The organism is Streptomyces sp. NPDC003720, from assembly GCF_042875075.1.
Classification (GTDB): domain Bacteria; phylum Actinomycetota; class Actinomycetes; order Streptomycetales; family Streptomycetaceae; genus Streptomyces.
Window position 1 is genome coordinate 327,402 of the sequence record NZ_JBIANZ010000002.1, and the last position, 19,156, is coordinate 346,557.

Consider the following 19,156-nt stretch of genomic DNA (forward strand, 5'->3'; position numbering starts at 1 on the left):
GGTCCCTCCATGTTGTCCAGTACGACTCGCCACGTCACCGGTTGGTTGCCCTGGTGGGTGCCGGAAGTTTCCATGGGATTGACCTCCCCGTTTCACTTCAAGTCGTTGAGCTGGGGTGAGGGCGGAGGACTTGTTGTCGGCCCCTGGTCGTTGAGGTCGTTCGTCCAGTGGCACGCTCCACTGGACGCCATGAGCCAGGCCCTGTTCCACGGTGTGTGGATCGACGGAGACGGGAGGGGGCTGGGGGTGCTGAGGTCGGGGGGTGCTGGCCCGGCAGTAACCAGTGGTGGCCTTGGAAACGAAGGGGGCACGCAGCCCACGGGAAGGCAACATGGCTGCGTGAGCCAGGAACAAAGGGCAGACGGAATGGGGGCAGCGCTGCGTGACGCCGAGTCGGAGGCGTGGCCTCGCAGAGCTGCAGGCAGGCAGCTTGCGGCGATGGCAGGCCAGGAAGAAGTCGCGCTGGTTCTTGAACGGCTTCTGTTGGACCCTACGGGGCCTCTAGGAGTCCTGCTCCGTGTGCGTGGCTGGGCTGAGGGGCTAGCTGCGTGACAACCACGGCGCACAACCGTGAACGCCCCCATACGCCAGTGCACCATCAGCGCAGGTCAAAGGAGCAACAGTGCAAGGAGAGCGACCGTCCCGAGTTGCTTCAGGACGAAGATGTCCTGAGTCAGAGGCTGCCGCGCTCGATGAGTGAGCCGTCAGGGCCGAGAGAGAAGAAGCGCGGTGGGCCCATGGCTTCCATGGCCCTTTGCAACGCCGCTTCCCGCACCGCGGGGTCAATGCCGTGCGGGTCCTGAAGTCGGAAGCCGTGCAGTCGGATGCTGTCCGCGTCGATGTCGTCCGGCTCGGGGCGGCCCTCCAGCACGAAGCCGCAGAGCGCGCGCAGTGCGTCTTCGCCCAGCTCCAAGGGGTGGAACGGCAGGGGGTACGGGTCCTCATCCTCGTCCGGCCAGGGAATGACGTCGGCCGGGCGGTCTCCAGCCCAGTAGGGCAGCTCGAAGGAGAGCGGTTCGCCGATGTTCTCGATGATGCCGCTGTCCGGGGACAGGCTCAGAGAGCGTACGAGTCGGCCGTCCTCCCACATGGCGAACGCGAGCCAGTCCACGACGCTGTGCATGGCGTGCATTACGAGCCGCCGGCTGATGCTCGCCGCCACGAGGTGTTCCGGGAGCTGGGAAGGAAAGTCGATCATCACCCTCTGGTCGCCGATGATCTCGAGGCCGGGCCAGCTCGGGCACGTAGCCCTTGGCGGCGGCCATGTCGAGCCGGTAGGTCGCCTTATCGATCGCGATGACACCACCAGGTTCGACAAGCTCCCGGTCCGCTTCGAGGCCACCGTCCTGATCACTGCGATCGGCGATGGGCTATGACCGGGCAGGCTGTCGGTTCCCCATGCCATGCTGCCCGCAGGGTGAACGGGGCAGGGGAGAGGCAGCGATGGGCGCGACACCGTCCGCAACGAGCACAAGGTCACCACGGCGACCAGCATCAACGACATCGCTCGTGACCTCACCATCTGGATGGCTGGCCGCGACTTCCCCGGACGGCCCACCAGACAGATCAGTGCGTTTCGAAAGACGGCCTAACGGCTGTCCCGTCACGGCTGTGACGCTGGTGGAGGCTGCATATTGAGGTGTCGGGTAGCGGCGGCTGGGGCCGCACCCCATGGCGCTGGGTAGGAGTCAGGGGCAGTCAATCGCAGTCTGGGATGATCGCGCGGTGAGTGATGTAAGGCTGCTGGCCGCAGAAGCAGTTGAGTCACACGTCCGGGCATTCTTCATGGGGCACACCGTGGAGGTCGTGGACTACGACCTCGGGTCAGATCGGCGAGAGGTAGTGCCCGATCTGCGAGTTCTCGTTGTGGAGCCCGGCCCCCGCAGCGACAGCTGGGCCTTTGTGACCGCCGGGTGCTGGGCCTCGATGGAGAGGCACGGTCGCGGACTTGAGTTCGTTATGACCGCTCACGTCCGCGACCAGCGGTTCATCGAGCTTATGGCGATGATTGCCTACTACCACTGCGGAGGGCATCAACTCGACCTGGAGCACAGCATGCCGATCGGTGAACCGTGGGTGCCGGGTTCGACCTGCGATCACCTGCTGATCAGCCTGCCCTATCTCCATGGCCCCGACCTTGAACACTGCCCGCTGCCTGGGGGACACGCCCGCATTCTGTGGACCTTGCCGGTGACCACCGCCGAGATCGAGTTCCGCAGGCGTCACGGGCACGAGGCGTTGGAGCAGCTCCTCGACGAGGCAGAGATCATCCCCACCGATCCCTTCCGGACATCGGCCGCATGAGCTCCGGGTTTCGGGCGGTCGTCGCTCGTAATGTGTGGGGAAGGTCCGGAGACCCCGACGTCAGACCTTCCGGACGTGGACCAGCCGGCCGGGCCGGACATCCTCGGCTGAGGGATAGTGCGATCAATTACAGTGGCGCGATGTTCGAAGGAAAACTGGTGAGGCTGCGTGCGCTGCACTCCGACGATGCGGAGCAGCATCTTCGGTGGCGCAACGACCCGGAGGTGGCGCGCTGGGCTACGGCCAGCCACCCTTCTTTCGGCCCGGTCACGGCGGAGGCGATCGGTCTCGGCTTCGAGACCATGTTGCGCCTGGACCCGAGGGAGTCGGCCGTGTTGACGGTCGAGGACCTGGCGAGCGGAAGCGTGATCGGCATGACCGATTACCGGGACCTGGACCCGTACGCCGGCGTGGCCACGCTGGGAGTGACCATCGGCGAGCGGGAGTTCTGGGGTCGCGGCCACGGCAGTGACGCGCTGCGGCTGCTCGTGGACCACCTGTTCGGCGCGTATTGCCTCAGCCGGCTGGAGCTGGATACCTGGAGCGGCAATGAGCGTGCTGTGCGCGCCTTCACCAAGCTGGGCTTCCGTGAGGAGGGTCGCCGCCGGTCGTCCGTGTTGCTGGACGGGAAGCGCTACGACAGCGTGCTCTTCGGGATGCTCCGTGAGGAGTGGGCGAGGCCCTGTGACGGCGTAGATGATTTCCGGGGACTGCCTGCGGACATGTGACTCGGGCGCCCAAGATCATCGTGTGACGAGCGACCGGACATCCTCGCCACAGCGCTCATGTGACGACCGGCGACCTGTTGAAGGACCGTTCGGACTGGCACCAGGGCGACCGATCGTGGGGGATCGCGCCCCAGGTCACCGATGCCCAGCTGGTCACCTCTTCGTCGGAGTCGAGAGGGCTTACCAGAGCCCGCCGAGCAGGCCCGGGCCGCACTTCGGATGGAACTCCCCAGGCAGTGCTCACTCTCCACACTGCTCAGGACGAGGGCGTGAAGCCGGCGGACTGGTCGAGGTGGAACGCGGAGCCCGATGCCTTCGGTGTCCAGCCTTCACGCAGGGCAAGGCGAACAGCCGCGGCAACACGGGGCGGCAGCACCGGCTCAGCCTCGCGGCCGATCCAGTTGCTCGCATGCGGCCGGTCGATGGTGACCACGAGCGTCATGCCCGGGGTGACCGCATGCTCGACCGCGAACGTGCACGGCGACCAGCCCAGCCCCTGGAAGTAGGTCGGCCTGCCTCGCAGCCGCCAGCGATAGGCCGTACCGTCGACAACGATCCGTCGTGATCCCTTGCGGACTAGTGCCATGACACCCCCTTCAACAGGGAAGATGCTAGCGAGCCCGGCCCCGCCATCCCTCTCAATTTCCGGCTCATATAACGCCGTTCACGGCCGTTCAGAGGGGAGCGCACGATGGTCTCCCCCCACCGTCCAGCCGCCGATGAACGCAGGTGAACGGCCCTGTCCGAGGCCCCGAGGCCACCACCACAGTTGGAAAGCGCGTAGGCCGACAGCTCCATACTCTTCGCCGGTCGGCCGCAGCCCCCGTATGGTCACCCATCGGGGACGAGTCGCTGAAGCACGACGCGAACGGGCCGGGAGCAGGGGGACTGTGAGCAGGAGACGCTACGTGGCCCGGGGTGTGCCAGGTGGATACCGGATCTGGGACAACCGAGGACGTCGATGGTGGGGTGATCTCTACGAGTTGTGTCCTGACGATCTCGTGGCTGAGCTCAACGGCCAGGCGGACCACACACGGATCACTGCCCTCACGAAGCGCTACAGAGCGCAGAAGCGATAGGTGCCGCCGAAGTGTGGGACCACGCATGCGCGCATCACAAGTGCGGCGGGGGGCGGAGGGAACCTAGCCATTGCGGGACGGCCCTTAAGGGCCGTCCCGCAATGTCCATGAGGAAAGCGTCGGGGGCGATTGCCGGACTGGGGTGAAGTCAATCCAGGCCGGTCGCCCATTCCGTGAGTGCGGCGAAGTCTTCGATGGCGAGGCCGCAACGGGGGTCGAACAGCAGTGATCACCGCGCCGGAGCCGTCTTGGATAGCCCCCGTTCAGCGGACTGAATCCGCGCGCCTTATGCAAGCTCATCACGATGCCGCGCCGCGAGGGAGCGAAGCGCTGCGGCAGGGACGCCCGTGGTCGCTGTCACGCGCCCGGCTCACCACCACCCGCACCGCACAGCAGGGCGCCGGGCCCGGGGCGGCTGCCGAACCGGGTGGTGAACGCGATGCCAGCGACGTACTCGTTCGCTGCGCACTGCCCCTTGTAGTCGCCCTCGGCGAAGTCACCGCCCGGCGCCCCACCCGGACGGTTGTCGGACCGGTCGAACCACACGGTGCGGACGGCTCCCGTGAGCGCGGTACGGCCCGGCGCGCACAGCGCCGCCGACACCCGCTCCCCGCGCACGCTGTAGCCGGTCAGGAGCGCGCCTGGCGGGCACTGCAGCTTGGAGTACCCCGACGCCCAGTCGCCCCCGGCAGGCACGTACCGCTCGTCGGTGACGACGGTCTGTCTCGCGTCCGTGGCCGGAGTCGCCGTGCCGGCGTCGGTGCACAGGCCGCGGCCGCTGGTGTGGCCCAGGCCGATCAGCCGCAGCCCGTCCGGACAGGCGGCCTTGCGGGCCCCGGGGTCCCAGTCGCCCGTGGCCCGTGCGCGCAGCGACTCCACTGCGTCGCCGTGGTCGGTGGCGAGCATCCGCCAGACGGGCACGGACGCCACAGGTCCGGTCGTGCTGGGCGCAGACATGAGATGCCGCCAGGCCGTGCCGCGCCAGTCGGCGCCGTCCAGCACACCGGAGCGGTGCCCGGCGCCGTCGTAGCGCAGTAGCGCCCAGTCGTCGTGGCCCTCGAAGCCGACCAGCGGCCAGTACGCGAAGTCGGCGTCACGGCCGGCGAGGTAGTCGGTCATGTTCCCGAACCAGGTGCGGGCCACCGGGTTCGTCTCGCCGCTCCCGACGCCGAACTCACTCACCCAGACGGGCGCGGTGTAGTGCCGGCCGCTCTCCTCGACGAAGAACGCCTCGTCGTCCAGCGCCGCGCCCAACTGCTCGCGGGTCATGTCCTGGTAGCGCGCGTCGTGCGTCTCGCCGATGCCGGTGGCGCCGCTGTGGTGCGGACCGGTGTAGCCGTAGAAGTGGGCCGAGTACACCAGCTTGTGGGCGTCCACGAGGGTGTGCGAGAGCATGCGTACGGGAGTGAGCTGCGGCCGTCCGTGTGGGAGGCCGTCCACGGGCAGGCCGGTCCAGTTGATGCCCTCGACGACGATGAGCAGACGGGGGTCGCCCTCGGTGAGGATCCGGTCCGCGGCGAGCTGGGCGGCCGCGTACCAGTCGTGGTCGTCGCCCAGGCCCCAGTTGGGGTCGTCCAGGACGTTGCGTCTGACCTCGTTGTACAAGTCGGCGCCCACCACCCCCGGAACCCGGGCGTAGCGGCGGGCCATGAAGACCCAGTCGTCGGCCCACTGTCGCGTGGACTGGCCGGTGTTCCACCGCTCGTTGCCGTCGACTCCGCAGCACCAGCGGGAGGTGTTGGTGTGGTTGTTGAGAATGACCGCGAACCCGCTGCGGCTGAGCGCCTCCACGACGGCGTCGTAGACCTGGAGCGGCGTCCTGTCGCGCAGCTGGGGGTTGGCGGTCACGGCGTTGTTGGGCACCGAGGCCGTGCTGTGGATCATCTCGTTGGAGAACGGCAGCCGGACGGTGTTGATGCCCAGGTCGTGGAAGTCGGTGAGCAGGCTGTCCAGCGGCACGCGGTCGAGACCGAGCGGTATCCCGTGGGAGTCCTGGCCCGCGTGGTGGCTTGCGGGATCGCCGATGTCGCCGCTGCCCGTCCACGAACCTTGCGCGCCGTCCCAGTTGGCCGCCTTCAGCCGGAAACGGTCACCCCGGGCGTCGACTATGTAGCGGCCCCGGGTGGACAGCGGCGGATACCAGGTCTCGGCCGCCGCCGAGGCGGTGGTCGGGGCTAATGAGCGTGGCGGCGGCGCGGCGGACGCAGTCGTTGTCTGCGCGGTCAGGAGCACGAGGCCGGCGACCGCTCCGGCCAGACGCAGGACAGTTGGTGCCATCGACATGTGGCCAGCCCTCGGTTGGTGTGGGGAACCGTTCTCCGAGGCTGTACGGTGCCCTGTCCCGCCGGGAACGTCCAGACGGCCGACGCACGCGGCGCCATCCACGCACCGCGGCGGCTCAGACGTAGCTCGGGCCGCTTGCTGTGCCTTCCCTCTCGGTGACTGCATCAGCACCGGTTCGAGCGGCAACAACATTCACCAATGGGGGAGCACACGGGACACGAGCGTGTGGAGCCAGGCGAAGGTGCGCTCGACGACCCAGCGGGTTTTGCCGAGGTCGGAACCGTGGGCGATGCCTCGTCGGGCGATGAGGGGTTTGATGCCGCGCTTCCACAGCAGGCGACGGTATTTGTCGTAGTCGTGTCGTACCCACGGTCGGCGAACAGCCGCTTCGGTCTGTTGCGGGGGCGACACGGCCACTCGTCGACACACGCTCGGTGGCGTTCGGTTTGCGGTTGGTGCAGGACGGGCCAGGTCCGCCGCCCGACATCAGCTCACTGCACGGCCCGCTTTAGCAGGGCGGCGTCGTTCAGGCGGTGTGTCCGTCTTGATGCCGATTCAGGCAGCTGGGTGATGACGCTGGCCGGCACCTTCCACCTCCGCCGCCGGGAGTACAGCGCAATCGGCGCGAACGCCGTCACCCTGAGCGTCATGGCCGAACAGGGCATCCGCCGGATCGCCCTGACCTCCTCACAGGGCGCCGGCGACGACTGGGCCCGCCTCAACCCGCTGATGAAGGCATTCATCAACCTGTCGAACATCAAAGTCGGCTTCACCGACCACACCGGCGTCGACCAGGTCGTGCGCGCCTCCGACACCGACTGGACCCTCGCCCGCGCCGTCGCCCTCACCGACAGACCCGCCATCGGACCCCTGCACGCCGCCGCCCCCGGCACCACCGCCCCCGGGCGCTGGATCAACCGGGCCGACCTCGCCCGCTTCCTCCCCGACTCCGTCGAGGAGGAGACCTGGATCCGCCGCGCCCCGCTGGTGTGGAACGCTCGCGGCTAACTGGCCGTCCGCGGGACCGCCCGCCAGCGGGTAACCCGCGGCTGTACGCGGGGAGAGGATCTTGGCCGGTGTCATCACAAGGCGGGAGACCGTGCCTGCCCGATCATCGTCGCCCATCCCCGCCGGCCTGGGCGGGCTCGCCACCGGCCGTCCTGCCGAGCCCGGGGAACACGCGCAGCCGCTGGATCGCCCCGCGGCCGTGCCCGATCAACGGAGGGCCAAGGGGCGCCACCACCCCCTCGCCTTCGTCCTCGCACTCGCCGCGTGCGCGGTACTGGCCGGCGGGAAATCCCTGACTGCGATCGCGGAAGGGGCAGCCGACGCCCCAGCCGCCGTGCTCACCGCCCTCGGCGGCCCCAGTCGCGAACCCGCCAGGCCCACCACCCCGACCGAAGCCACCGTGCGCCGAATCCTGCAGCGCGTGGACGGCGACGCCCTCGACGAGGCGATCGGCGCCTGGCTCGCCGCCCGCGACCCCGACCGCCCGCCACCGGACCATGACTTGGGCAGACGCGTCCGCCGCTCGCTGGCCGTGGACGGCAAGACCGTTCGCGGCGCGCGCCGCGCCGACGGCATCCCGGTCCACCTTCAGGCCGCGATGACCGGGACCGGCCTGGTCGCAGCCCAGCGTGAGGTCAGCGCCAAGACCAACGAGATCACCGTCTTCCGGCCGATGCTCGCCGACCTCGACCTGGCCGACACCGTCGTCACCTTCGACGCCCTGCACTCCCAGACAGCCCATGCCCGCTTCCTGGTGGAGGAGAAGAAGGCCCACTACATCGCCGTGATCAAGAGGAGTCAGCCGCTGCTGCACCAGCACCTCTAGCAGCTGCCCTGGCGGGAGGTTCCGCTGCTGGACAAACACTGCCGAGACGCCACCCGACCACTGGCCACCCTCGGCATCATGTGATCAAACCGGACAGAACCCGTCGAGGAAGGGTGTGGCCGCTTCCGTGGCCGTCGGTAGAGGCGTGGGACCCGCGGGGGTCGTTGCCTCGGCGTAGGAGAAGTCGCCGCTGTCGTACTCAACCAATTAGGCGTGCTGGCTCGAACTGTGAGTCGTTGTATGCGCTGGTCACCCTCGGGTGAGTAGCGTCGAAACTCCGCCGAGAATTCGGCTTGCCGGGTTTTTTGGTCGATCCTGCCGAGATACCCTATAGGCATGATGGAAGTGAGTCGAAGCAGAGTCGCTTTCTCTAACGCCGGTCTTCATCGGGCAGTTGCATCGCCATGATCTGGGAAATACTGGTCCTGGGCTTCGTACTCAGTCTCGACAATTTCCGAGTATCGATCGCGCTCGGCACGGTCCCGTTCGGCTTGAAGCGCGCGGTGCAGGTCGCGCTGACCTTCGGACTGTGGGACGCCGTTATGCCCTTGGTCGGGCTGTTGATCGGTCGCCGGATCGGGGAATTCGTAGGGGGCGTCGCCGATGTGGTGGGCGCGGCCGCGCTCGGTGGGTACGGTCTCTACCTCGTCATCTCGTCCGTTCGCAACCCGGAGCCGGAGGAGTTGGACCACCCTTGGGCGTTGTTCGGTATTCCGTTGACGCTGAGCCTGGACAATTTGTTCGCCGGGGCGAGCCTGGGAGTTCTTGGTCTCTCGCCGTGGTTCTCGGCGGCAACGTTCGGCTTGATGACGGCAGTGTTGTCGCTGCTCGGTCTGCAGCTCGGGCGGGCCGCGGCGCGCCTCATCCGGATCCGCTCGGACCTGCTGAGCGGGATCACCTTGATCATCGCCGCTGCGGCGCTGCCGTTGTGGTTCGGCAACTGATCCGCTCCGCCGGGAGGCGGGCCCGCGGGCGGGGAGGAAGGAAGGTCGCCGAGTTACGAGTCGGCGTCAGCGCCTTCGATCGCCTTGGCGACCATGTGGACGGGTGACAGGTGGCAGACCTGGCCGGTGCGGGCGGGGGATCAGCGGAGCATCGCCGGCACGCGGGTCGGTGTTGGCGGCCTCGACTGCCCGGATGACGAGGTCGTGGTCGGGTGAGAGGTAGCAGACCGGGTCGGTGCGGGAGGCGTCACCAGTGAGCAGGAACGCCTGGCAGCGGCACCCGCCGAAGTCCAACTCCCGCCGGTAGCAGCTCCGGCAGGGCTCTGGCATCCAGTCGGTTCCCCGGAACGCGGTCATCACGGGGGCCTCGGCCCAGATCCGCTCCAGTGGGTCGTCGCGCACGCTGGCCCGCGGCAGCGGCAGGGGCTGGGCAGCCGGGCAGGGCAGGACGTCGCCGTTCGGCGTTACGGTCAGTTGCCGAGAGGCCCAGCCGCCCATGCAGGGCTTCGGGAAGCGGCTGTAGTAGTCGGGGATGACGTAGATGATGTCCATGCGGTCCCGCAGCCGCTCGCGTGCCGCCCGCACGACCACTTCGGCCGCTTCGAGCTGGGCCCGGCTCGGCAGCAGCGCGTCACGGTTTCGCCAGGCCCATCCGTAGTACTGGGTGTTGGCCAGCTCCAGCCGGTCGGCGCCCACGTCCTCGGCCAGTTCGAACAGGTCGGCGATGCGGTCGATGTTGTGCCGGTGCAGCACCACGTTGATGGTGAGCGGCCACCCCAGTTCCTTGACGATGTGCATTGCCTCGATCTTGCGTTGGAAGGAGGGGGTGCCGGCGATCCGGTCGGACACCTTCGGTTCGTCGGCCTGGATGCTGATCTGCACGTGGTCCAGGCCGGCGGCCCGCAGCTCGTCGGCCCTCGATCGCGAGAGCCCGAGGGCGCTGGTGATGAGGTTGGTGTAGAGGCCGAGGTCGTGGGCGTGCGTCACGATCTCCGCCAGGTCGCGCCGCAGCAGTGGCTCCCCTCCCGACAGGTGGCACTGGAGGACGCCCAGGTCGCTTGCCTCGGTCAGCACGCGCCGCCACTCCTCGGTGGTCAGCTCGTCCTGATAGCCGGCCATGTTCAGCGGGTTGGAGCAGTAGGGGCAGGCCAGTGGGCACCGGTAGGTGAGCTCGGCCAGGAGTCCGAACGGGCTATCCATCGGTGAGCTCCAGCCAGCGCCGGGAGACGAGCCGGGTCAAGAACTGTCGCACCTCGTCCTCGGGGACGGTCTGATAGCGCGCGCCCAGCTCGGTGACGATCTCGGCCACGGTGTGCCGCCCGTCGCACAGCTCGAGGACGGCCGCGCCGCTGCCGTTCAGAATTACCACCGTCTCGGGGTGCAGCAGAATTCGGCGCCTCCTGGTCCGGCAGAAGGCCAGCCGGACATGGCGCGACAGCCGGGGCCGGTCAAGGGCCGATATTCCGACGGCGGGTCGGATTCTGGTGCCGGTCCGGGTCGTTGCGGTGTGGGTCGGGTCCATGGTCACTCCGGGTAGGCCTGGTCGATGGCGTCCATCAGGCTCCACAGGACGTCGCACTTGAACGACAGCGCGTCGACGGCACGCGCCTGGGACTCGGCGGAGAGGCAGTACGCGGTGACCACCTGGAGGGCGTGTTCGCAGTCGCGGGGCGCCTGTTCCAGACGGGAGCGGAAGTAGGCAAGGCCCGCGGGGTCGATCCACGGGTACCAGCGTTCGAATGCCTGGAGCCGGGCCGCCATCAGGTCGGGCGCGAACAGCTCGGTGAGCGAGGACGCCACTGCTTCCACCCAGGGGCGGGTCCGGGTGAAGTTCACGTAGGCGTCGACGGCGAACCGCGCAGCGGGTACCAGGTGCCGGTGGTCGCGGACCTCCTCGCGGGTCAGCCCCGTGGCTTCGCCGAGGCGCAGCCATGCCTCGATGCCGCCCTCGCCGTCGGCGGTACCGTCGTGGTCGATGATGCGTCGGATCCAGCGGCGGCGGACATCCAGGTCGGGGCAGTTGGAGAGGATCGCGGCGTCTTTGCGGGGGATGTTCTCCTGGTAGTAGAAACGGTTGGCGACCCAGCCACGGATCTGTCGGCGGCTGAGCCTGCCGGCGTTCATCCGGACGTGGAACGGGTGCTGGTCGTGGTATTGCCGCGAGTGGGCCCGCAAGCTCTCGACAAAGTCGTCGGCGCCGGTTGTCGTGGTTGTTGTCGTCACGGCTCTACACCTGGACCTCGAGGCCGTCTATGGCCACTTCCATGCCGTTTTCCTCCACGGTACGCCGTTCGGGTGTGTCCTCCAGGAGGATGGGGTTGGTGTTGTTCATGTGCACGAAGATCGTCCGCCCCGCACGCAGCGAGGGGAGTTGGGCAAGGCTGCCGTCCGGGCCGTCGATGGGCAGGTGGCCCATGTCCCGGGACGTCTTGCCGGACAGGCCGAGTCGGACGAGTTCGTCGTCGCGCCAGCAGGTCCCGTCGATCAACAGGCATGTGCAGTCCTCGATCTCCATACGCAGCGCCGGCGTCAGCGATTGCACCCCGGGCAGGTACACCAACGTTCCCCCGCTGCGCTGGTCGGTCAGCCGGTAGCCGACGACGCGACCGTGGTCGACCGCGGCTGCGAACCGGGCGGGTTTGGTGGTGGGTACGTCGAAGACCCGGCAGGACAGCCCGTCCGCCAGGGCGAGGTCGGCGCCGGGAGTCGCTGCACGCCACTCGACCGGGCAGTAACGCTCGAGGGTTGGCAGAATTCCCGAGCCGTCACACAGTGTCGTGCGCGTGGCCGGTGTGGTGTACAGCCGCAGGGTGCGGGCCTCGCGCAACAGAAGCAGGCCGAGTGTGTGGTCCAGCTCGGCGTCGGTGAGCAGCGCCGCCTCCAGGGGTGTCGTCCGGTCGCCGCGCGGGTGCAGGGCGGGGAAGGCCTCGATCTGGGTGCGGACGTCGGGCGAGGCGTTGATGAGGAACCACCGGCGGCGGTCGGTGCTGACCGCGACCGACGACTGGGTGCGGGCGAGGCCGGACCGTGAGCGGACTTCGGTGCACACCGGGCAGCCGCAGTTCCACTGCGGGGAGCCGCCCCCCGCCGCCGAGCCCAGTACGCGCAGCAACACGCCAGCACTCCGTTCGCCGTATATCCGGGGCCGTTGCCGGCGCGGCCGTCCGGGGCCGTCCCGGGCTGTCCGGGGGCGCCGGACCAGGTCCGGCGCCGCCCCGGATCCGCTACTCCTCCAACCGATCGAGGTACATGGTCACCTCGGCCGCGACGGCTATCTCGTCGAACTCGGGCGTTTCCCACGCGGCGAGTTGAGATTCCGTCTCGGGGGTCTCCCACGCAGTGAGCTGGGATTCCATGGATTCACCTCCTTTCCGCGCGGACTGCGGCGGGCTCCGGTCGTGCGCTACGACGATTCAGGGAGGGCGAAGACGATCAGGGCGCTGCCGTGCCCCGCGCCGAGCATGCCGGGGAGGAACCCCTCGGCCCAGCCGCCCCAACCGACCGGCACGGCGATGTACTGCCTGTCGTCGACCATGTAGGTGCTCGGGCTGCTGTGGTGGCCGCTTCCGCACTGGAACTGCCACAACAGCTCGCCGGTGCGGGCGTCGAGCGCGTTGAACTCCCCGGAGGCTTCACCGGCGAACACCAGGTCGCCGCCGGTGGCCAGCACCGAGGCGCACATCGGGAGTTCGTTGCGCCAGCGCCACTTCTCCTCACCGCCTGCGTCGAACGCGCTGATGGACCCTGCCATGTCCTCAATGTCCACCTGAACGCCCGCACCCCAGTACGGAATGCTTTCCTTGAACTCCCGGCGTCGCCGCGTGGCCGTGGCGCCGGTGTCCTGGACCGGGACGTAGAAGAGCTGGGTCTTCGGGCTGTAGGCCGCGTGGGTCCATTCCTTGGCGCCGGCCGGGCCCGGGTAGAAGTGGACCGGTTCTCCCTCCTTGTCCGGGTACACCTTGGCCGTCACCTGGCCGTCCCTCGTGATCGCTCCCCATGTGATCCGGTCCACGAACGGGGTGATGTGTACTCTCTCGCCGTTGGTCCGGTCGAGTACGAAGAAGTAGCCGTTCTTGTCGAAGTGCCCGAGCAGTTTGCGCCCGTCGTGCTCGAACAGGATGCACTCGGCGATGCTGTCGTAGTCCCACAGGTCGTGCGGAGTGCACTGGTAGTGCCAGCGGATCTGACCGCTGTCCACGTCGACGGCGATGACGCTGTCCGTGAAGAGGTTGTCGCCCTCGCGGACACCTCCGTCGAAGTCGGGCGCCGGGTTACCGGTGCCGACGTACAGGAGGTTCGTCTCCGGGTCGAAGGTGCCGGTGACCCAGCAGTTCGCGCCGCCCCGTGCCCAGGCCTCGCCGTCGGCGGGCCAGGTCTCCGAGCCGGGCTCTCCGGGCTTCGGCACGGTGTAGCAGCGCCATTGGTGTTCGCCGGTTTCGAGGTCGAACGCGTCGAGGTGGCCGCGCACGCCGAACTCGCCGCCGGAGCTGCCCACGATGACCATGTTCTTCACGATCAGCGGGGCGACCGTGGCGCTTTCTCCGGCTCGGACGTCTCCGTAGGTTTTGTCCCAGACCCGCTTGCCGGTGGTGGCGTCGAGCGCGAGGATACGGGCGTTCGCCGTGACGAAGAAGACCTTCCCCTGAGCCACGGCGACCCCGCGGTTCACGTTCCCGCAGCACAAGGACACGTCGAAGGGGACCGCGTGCTTGTACCGCCAGATCTCCACACCCGTCTTCGCGTTGAGGGCCCAGACCCAGCCGTCCCAGCCGGAGACGAACATGACCCCGTCGACGACGATCGGGGTTGCCTCGAACGAATAGGTTGACGCGCCCGCGATCAGGCCGGTCGTGCCGGCCTGGAAGACCCAGGCGGGGACCATGCGCTTGACGTTCTCGGTGTTGATCTGATCCAGCGGGCTGTACCGCTGCCCGTTATAGGCGCCGTAGTAGGTGAGCCAGTTCTGGGGTTCCTCGCGGGCGTTGAGTATGCGTTCGTAGTCGACGCCCGCCACTACCGGCGGTGCGACCTCGCCGCCCGCAACCTTGCCGCTCAGGGCTCCCTGATCGACAGCCTCACCCGCGTCGACGTAGTCGGCGTAGTCGACGGTCATTTCCTCCACCTCCTACTTGTTGCTACGGCCGCGGCTGTTCGGGACGGTCGAGGCGGGCCTCTGGCGGAGCGTCCCCCAGGACGACGATGGCCCCGGTCAGCCCCCGCCCCTCGTCGTTGCCGGTGGGCGAGGCGTACCAGTAGTAGCCCGGCCCGTCGAGGTTGAGGTGCGCGCGTCCGTGTGAATGGTTCACCAGCCAGATGAACTTCCGGTCGCCGTTGCTCGGCAGGAGCGCGCAGTGCGTATTCTGGTCGTCGTTGACGAGATCCAGCTCGATATCGCCTCCGTGAGGCATAACGAGAATGGAGGGATCAAAGGTCAGCTCATCCGGGTGGATGCGAATTGTGGCCTCCATGTGGCCATCCGATTTCTCGGTGGCCTGCCCAATGCTTCCGGTTCCCAGCACTTGCCCCAGCGCTGCTTTGTTCTGTGCGGCCAGCCCGATCTTGTCCAGCAGGTCGGCTCGCTCCTGCGTGGTCGTCATGGGGGCTTCACTCCCCTCATCCCAATCTCTGCGCCCAATTCGCATAAGGCGCGCTTAAGCACACACTTCGCTGGCCGGGTGTCCTGTCACTCGGCGGGGATATTCTTTCTGAATTGATAGTCCGCTACGCCGGATGAGTCAGACCGAGAAGGGTGAGATATCTGTACTCAAAAGGCACGGTACGCCGGATGGATCACACCGACAAGGTGAGCCCCAGTTCGGGCGACTCACGCCGCTCGTCCGCCACCAGCTACCGTTCGCACCCGGATGGCCGCCGTTGGCAGGAGCCGGCTGCACTGCAGCGAGACGCGTCAGGTCCGGCCGCAGACTGACACAACCGTCGCCGGATATGGAGGTGCTGGAGCGTTTTGTTCGTCCACGCGCGCTGACCGGTCTGCACGCCCCTCCTGGCGGCTTGACCTCGACGGAGGATCATACGAGGTCGTAGCGATCAAGGTTCATGACCTTGTCCCACGCGGCGATGAAGTCCCGCACGAACTTCTCCCGTGCATCGTCGCTCGCATAGACCTCCGCGACGGCGCGCAGCTCGGGATTCGAGCCGAAGACGAGGTCGACCCGGCTACCGGTCCACTTGACCTTGCCGGTGGCGCGGTCGCGACCCTCGAAGATTTCCCCGGCCGCGGATGTCGGCTGCCATTGCGTGCCCGTGTCGAGGAGATTCACGAAGAAGTCGTTGGTGAGCGCCCCGGGCACAGAGGTGAAGACGCCCAGCGGCGATCCCTGATAGTTGGCGCCCAGCACCCGCAGGCCACCCATCAGGACGGTCATCTCGGGCACGGTCAGGTTCAGCAGGTCCGCGCGGTCGACCAGCTGGTGCTCCGGCGGTAGTCGGTTGCCCTTGCCCCGGTAGTTGCGGAACCCGTCCGCTTTCGGCTCGAGCGGGGCGAAGGACTCTGCATCGGTCCACTCGTGCGTGGCGTCCGTGCGTCCCGCAGTGAACGGGACCTGGACGTCGTAGCCGGCGAGCTTGGCTGCCAGTTCCACGGCGGCGGCTCCGCCGAGCACGATGAGGTCGGCCAGCGAGACCTTCTTGTCCCCTCTCTGGGAGGTGTTGAAGGACTTGGCAATCCCCTCGAGAGTGCGCAGCACCTGTGCCAGCTCGTCCGGTTCATTGACCTCCCAGCCCCGCTGCGGCTCGAGGCGGATACGCGCGCCGTTCGCCCCGCCACGCTTGTCGCTGACGCGGAACGTCGAGGCCGACGCCCACGCGGTCGAGACGAGCTGGGAGACCGACAGCCCGGAGGCGAGTATGCGGCTCTTGAGCGCGGCGATGTCCGCCGCCCCGACGAGCTCGTGGTCGACCGCGGGGACCGGGTCCTGCCAGCGCAGCGTCTCCCGGGGGACCAGCGGTCCGAGGTAGCGCTGGACCGGACCCATGTCGAGGTGCGTCAGCTTGAACCACACCCGGGCGAACGCATCCGCGAGCTGGTCCGGGTTCTCCAGGAACCGCCGGGAGATCGGCTCGTAGACCGGGTCCGACCGCAGCGCGAGATCGGTCGTCAAAATCGTCGGGGCGTGTGCCGTCGACGGGTCGTGGGCGTCCGGCACGGTGCCGGCCCCGCCGCCGTCCCTCGGGGTCCACTGCCACAGACCGGCTGGACTCAGCTCCAGGTCCCACTCGTAGCCGAACAGGGTCTCGAAGAAGGTGTTGTCCCATCTCGTCGGGGTGGGTGTCCACGTACCCTCCAGACCGCTGGAGATGGTGTCCCTGCCCTTTCCGGTGCCGTAGCTGCTCTTCCAGCCCAGGCCCTGCTCCTCAAGGGGGGCGCCCTCGGGTTCGGGGCCGAGGTAGGACTCCGGGTCGGCCGCGCCGTGGGTCTTGCCGAACGTATGGCCGCCCGCGATCAGCGCGACGGTCTCCTCGTCGTTCATCCCCATGCGCCGGAACGTCTCACGGATGTCCCGGGCCGCGGTGAACGGGTCCGGGACGGTGTTCGGCCCCTCCGGGTTGACGTAGATCAGGCCCATCTGGACCGCGGCGAGAGGGTCCTCCAGCTCCCGGACGCCGCCATGGCGTTCGTCTCCGAGCCAGGCGCGCTCGGGACCCCAGAAGATCCCCTCGTCGGGCCCCCAGACCTCCGCCCGGCCACCGGCGAAGCCGAAGGTCCTCAGGCCCATCGTCTCGAGGGCACGGTTCCCCGCGAAGATCATCAGGTCGGCCCACGAAATCTTGCGGCCGTACTTCTTTTTGATCGGCCACAGCAGCCGGCGCGCCTTGTCGAGGTTGCGATTGTCCGGCCAGCTGTTCAGCGGCGCGAAACGCTGCATGCCGGTGCTCGCGCCACCGCGGCCGTCGGCGATGCGGTACGTCCCGGCGCAATGCCACACCATGCGGATCACCAGCGGCCCGTAGTGGCCGAAGTCGGCCGGCCACCACTCCCGCGACGTCGTCAGCGCCTCGTCGACGTCCCGCGCCAGGGCGTCGAGGTCAAGCGTGAGGAACTCCGCGGCGTAGTCGAAGTCCTCGCCCATCGGGCCGGCGACGGCGGAGTGGTTCCGGAGCACCGTCAGGTTGAGCTGGTCCGGCCACCAGTCGCGGTTGCCCGCACCCCCGGTCGGACGACGACGGTGCTCGGCCGAGGCAGACAGGCCGAGGCCGCCCGCGCTCCCAGCGTTCATCTCGCCGCTCACAGCGTCCGGATTGTCAGACACGGGAACCTCCTTCCGGGCCCAGGGGCCGTGTCGGCCTCGCTTTAGTCAGATGTCCAGCGCGCGACGCACGGCCGGCGCGTTCCGTCGGGAAACCGGCACCATCTCCCGCACCCGGCCGTCCATGATCAGAATCAGGTCGCCCTTGACCCCCCGCTCGATCTCCCGGACACGGCTGAGGTTGACCACGTACCGGCGGTGCACCCGCAGGAAACCGAAATCCGCCAGCTCATTGTCGAGCTTGTCCAGGCTCACAGAGGCGGCTCGCAGTCGCCCCTGCTCGGTGCAGAGCCACACGTCGTTCCCCATCGATTCAGCGAAGGAGACCTCCGGCAGCTGCAGCAGCACCATCCGGTTGCCGCGTACCGCCACCAGCCGACGCGGCTGCACCGACGGGTGCGCGGAACCCTCCGCCTGGGGCAACTGCGCCCCGTCGGACGCACCGAACGCGACCAGGTTCCCGATCAGGTGCCCGGACGAGAAGACGGGTCGGAAACTGATCGATGTCGGCTCGTCGGCGAGATGGGCGAATATCTGCGTCGAGCCCACCCAGTCCGGGTTGTGAGCCGCCTGGCCGGCGGCGTATCGGGCGGCCGCGATCAACTCCGGCAGACCGGGGTTCCAACGCAGTGTCGGGTCGACCGCCGGGGTACACGCCGGGACGCCCAGGAGCACGCTTGCCATGTCGTCGGCGATCACCACCTTGCCCCCGGTGTCCAGCGCGGCGAGCGCCGCGCTGGAGCGTCCCCTGGCCTGGGTGTAGGCAGCGACCAGCTCCGCGCCGCTATCCCTGGCGCGCCTCTTCAGCGGGTGCTGGGTCATGGTCACCGCCTTCGCCAGCCAGCTTTCCGCGGACGCAGGAAGCTCGCTGCGCCAACAGCAGATGGTCAGCACCGCGATCGGTTCCGTGGTCACCACGTCACGCACCGCCATACCCGCGCAGAACCAATCGTGGAACGCCCGGCACCAGTGCTCCGCACCCCGGATCGGTACCGGACCGTGCGCCTCGAGCGCCGTCCCCATACCGTTCGTCCCGACCGCACACTCGGACCAGCAGAACCAGGGCGCCAGATTGCACCCGCCGGCCTTGGCGAGCGTGGCCTGATCACCCCACTCGGCCAGTATTCGCCCGGCGGCATCGGTGACGGTGACGACGCAACCCAGGCTGCCCACTTCATGCGCCACGGAGGCGGCACGAAAACCCAGCTCAGCGAACACGACATCATGCTCGGGGGCATGGCCGAACTCCGCGACGGCCACCGGAGCCTCCGTGAGGTAAGGATCGACCCGGTACTGCTCTCGGCAGCGATGCCAGGAGATCGCCACCAGAGGCCGGACACCCGGAATGTGATCCTCGCCCCGCACGAACCGCTCCCACGCCGCGAGCACGCTGCCACCGCCCGGGTCCGCCGACGTGGGTTCAAGCCGATGTACATCCCTCATGGTTCAGAACCGCCTCTGGTCCATCCCCAACGCCCGACGACGTGCGCGCGCTCCGCGCCGGCCTCCGCTGCCGGGCCTCCAGCTCACTGGGCGCCGCGTCGCGGGCCCTCCTGCTTCGTCACTCGTTCCAGGCCGTGTCACACACCTGCACCTCCCACCCTAGGTACGGTTGTCGGGCTGTGCACGTCCCCTCCGGGCCGCGTATGCGCCCCTCAACCCCGGGGGGAACTGGAGGTCGTGCGCAGTGCGCACAGCGTCCTGCACGACGTCAACG

General features: G+C 68.3%; 18 protein-coding genes and 2 pseudogenes. 6 read left to right on the forward strand and 14 right to left on the reverse strand.

Annotated features, from left to right (window positions below; genetic code table 11):
• Positions 1-673 precede the first annotated feature (673 nt).
• The gene (locus ACFYU0_RS06965; RefSeq protein WP_389298372.1) at positions 674-1,504 is read right to left on the reverse strand and encodes a DUF6928 family protein; all 831 of its coding nucleotides are present in this window, start codon (positions 1,502-1,504) and stop codon (positions 674-676) included.
• Between the two features lie 302 nt (positions 1,505-1,806).
• On the opposite strand from ACFYU0_RS06965, the gene ACFYU0_RS06970 reads away from it, so the two are divergent.
• Together ACFYU0_RS06970 and ACFYU0_RS06975 are read left to right on the forward strand one after the other, a co-directional pair.
• Positions 1,807-2,304: a suppressor of fused domain protein gene (locus tag ACFYU0_RS06970; RefSeq protein WP_389298373.1), complete on the forward strand. Its 498-nt coding sequence runs from the start codon at positions 1,807-1,809 to the stop codon at positions 2,302-2,304.
• Between the two features lie 140 nt (positions 2,305-2,444).
• On the forward strand, positions 2,445-3,032 hold the full coding sequence (locus ACFYU0_RS06975; protein ID WP_389298375.1) for a GNAT family N-acetyltransferase: 588 nt from the start codon (positions 2,445-2,447) through the stop codon (positions 3,030-3,032).
• A gap of 256 nt (positions 3,033-3,288) precedes the next feature.
• Here the strand turns inward: ACFYU0_RS06975 and ACFYU0_RS06980 are convergent, their stop codons facing one another.
• Entirely contained in the window at positions 3,289-3,618 is a 330-nt protein-coding gene (locus ACFYU0_RS06980; RefSeq protein WP_389298377.1) for a hypothetical protein, read from the reverse strand.
• 304 nt (positions 3,619-3,922) lie between these two features.
• Here ACFYU0_RS06980 and ACFYU0_RS06985 point away from each other — a divergent pair, with 304 nt between their 5' ends.
• The gene (locus tag ACFYU0_RS06985) at positions 3,923-4,111 is read left to right on the forward strand and encodes a hypothetical protein (protein ID WP_351669410.1); all 189 of its coding nucleotides are present in this window, start codon (positions 3,923-3,925) and stop codon (positions 4,109-4,111) included.
• A 357-nt stretch (positions 4,112-4,468) separates the two neighbouring features.
• On the opposite strand, the gene ACFYU0_RS06990 is transcribed toward ACFYU0_RS06985, so the two are convergent.
• The 3 genes and pseudogenes from ACFYU0_RS06990 to ACFYU0_RS07000 all read right to left on the reverse strand — a co-directional run.
• Positions 4,469-6,394, reverse strand: coding sequence for a glycoside hydrolase family 5 protein (locus ACFYU0_RS06990; RefSeq protein ID WP_389298379.1), 1,926 nt, complete (start codon positions 6,392-6,394; stop codon positions 4,469-4,471).
• A 225-nt stretch (positions 6,395-6,619) separates the two neighbouring features.
• Positions 6,620-6,801 (reverse strand): annotated as a pseudogene (locus ACFYU0_RS06995) (transposase); the annotation flags it as partial.
• Positions 6,802-6,821: 20 nt separating this feature from the next.
• Positions 6,822-6,902, reverse strand: a pseudogene (locus ACFYU0_RS07000) (snapalysin family zinc-dependent metalloprotease); the annotation flags it as partial.
• A gap of 62 nt (positions 6,903-6,964) precedes the next feature.
• On the opposite strand from ACFYU0_RS07000, the gene ACFYU0_RS07005 reads away from it, so the two are divergent.
• From ACFYU0_RS07005 to ACFYU0_RS07015, 3 genes are all read left to right on the forward strand, one after another.
• Positions 6,965-7,402, forward strand: a complete 438-nt coding sequence (locus ACFYU0_RS07005) for an NAD(P)H-binding protein (RefSeq protein ID WP_389298381.1) — start codon at positions 6,965-6,967, stop codon at positions 7,400-7,402.
• Positions 7,403-7,601: 199 nt separating this feature from the next.
• Positions 7,602-8,228 carry an ISAs1 family transposase gene (locus tag ACFYU0_RS07010; protein WP_389298383.1) on the forward strand — a complete coding sequence of 209 codons (627 nt, stop codon included), beginning with the start codon at positions 7,602-7,604 and terminating at the stop codon, positions 8,226-8,228.
• A 404-nt stretch (positions 8,229-8,632) separates the two neighbouring features.
• Entirely contained in the window at positions 8,633-9,172 is a 540-nt protein-coding gene (locus ACFYU0_RS07015; protein ID WP_351669426.1) for a manganese efflux pump, read from the forward strand.
• A gap of 66 nt (positions 9,173-9,238) precedes the next feature.
• On the opposite strand, the gene pqqE is transcribed toward ACFYU0_RS07015, so the two are convergent.
• The 9 genes from pqqE to ACFYU0_RS07060 form a co-directional block, all read right to left on the reverse strand.
• Positions 9,239-10,372, reverse strand: coding sequence for a pyrroloquinoline quinone biosynthesis protein PqqE (pqqE, locus tag ACFYU0_RS07020; protein WP_389298384.1), 1,134 nt, complete (start codon positions 10,370-10,372; stop codon positions 9,239-9,241).
• Positions 10,365-10,694 (reverse strand): pyrroloquinoline quinone biosynthesis peptide chaperone PqqD, encoded by a 330-nt coding sequence (gene pqqD / locus ACFYU0_RS07025; protein WP_389298386.1) that lies wholly within the window; start codon positions 10,692-10,694, stop codon positions 10,365-10,367. The genes pqqE and pqqD overlap by 8 nt, the downstream gene beginning before the upstream one ends.
• Positions 10,695-10,696: 2 nt before the next feature.
• On the reverse strand, positions 10,697-11,395 hold the full coding sequence (gene pqqC / locus ACFYU0_RS07030) for a pyrroloquinoline-quinone synthase PqqC (RefSeq protein WP_389298388.1): 699 nt from the start codon (positions 11,393-11,395) through the stop codon (positions 10,697-10,699).
• A 4-nt stretch (positions 11,396-11,399) separates the two neighbouring features.
• Positions 11,400-12,287, reverse strand: coding sequence for a pyrroloquinoline quinone biosynthesis protein PqqB (pqqB, locus tag ACFYU0_RS07035; protein ID WP_389298390.1), 888 nt, complete (start codon positions 12,285-12,287; stop codon positions 11,400-11,402).
• 109 nt (positions 12,288-12,396) lie between these two features.
• A complete protein-coding gene (gene pqqA, locus ACFYU0_RS07040; RefSeq protein ID WP_351669435.1) occupies positions 12,397-12,528 on the reverse strand; it encodes a pyrroloquinoline quinone precursor peptide PqqA in 132 nt (43 codons plus the stop codon).
• Between the two features lie 47 nt (positions 12,529-12,575).
• Positions 12,576-14,285, reverse strand: a complete 1,710-nt coding sequence (locus ACFYU0_RS07045; protein ID WP_389298392.1) for a PQQ-dependent dehydrogenase, methanol/ethanol family — start codon at positions 14,283-14,285, stop codon at positions 12,576-12,578.
• A 22-nt stretch (positions 14,286-14,307) separates the two neighbouring features.
• On the reverse strand, positions 14,308-14,769 hold the full coding sequence (locus ACFYU0_RS07050; protein WP_351669439.1) for an MSMEG_3727 family PQQ-associated protein: 462 nt from the start codon (positions 14,767-14,769) through the stop codon (positions 14,308-14,310).
• A 432-nt stretch (positions 14,770-15,201) separates the two neighbouring features.
• Positions 15,202-17,409, reverse strand: coding sequence for a catalase/peroxidase HPI (katG, locus tag ACFYU0_RS07055; RefSeq protein ID WP_389298921.1), 2,208 nt, complete (start codon positions 17,407-17,409; stop codon positions 15,202-15,204).
• Positions 17,410-17,487: 78 nt separating this feature from the next.
• The gene (locus tag ACFYU0_RS07060) at positions 17,488-18,882 is read right to left on the reverse strand and encodes a LytTR family transcriptional regulator DNA-binding domain-containing protein (RefSeq protein ID WP_389298394.1); all 1,395 of its coding nucleotides are present in this window, start codon (positions 18,880-18,882) and stop codon (positions 17,488-17,490) included.
• Between the last annotated feature and the right edge of the window lie 274 nt (positions 18,883-19,156).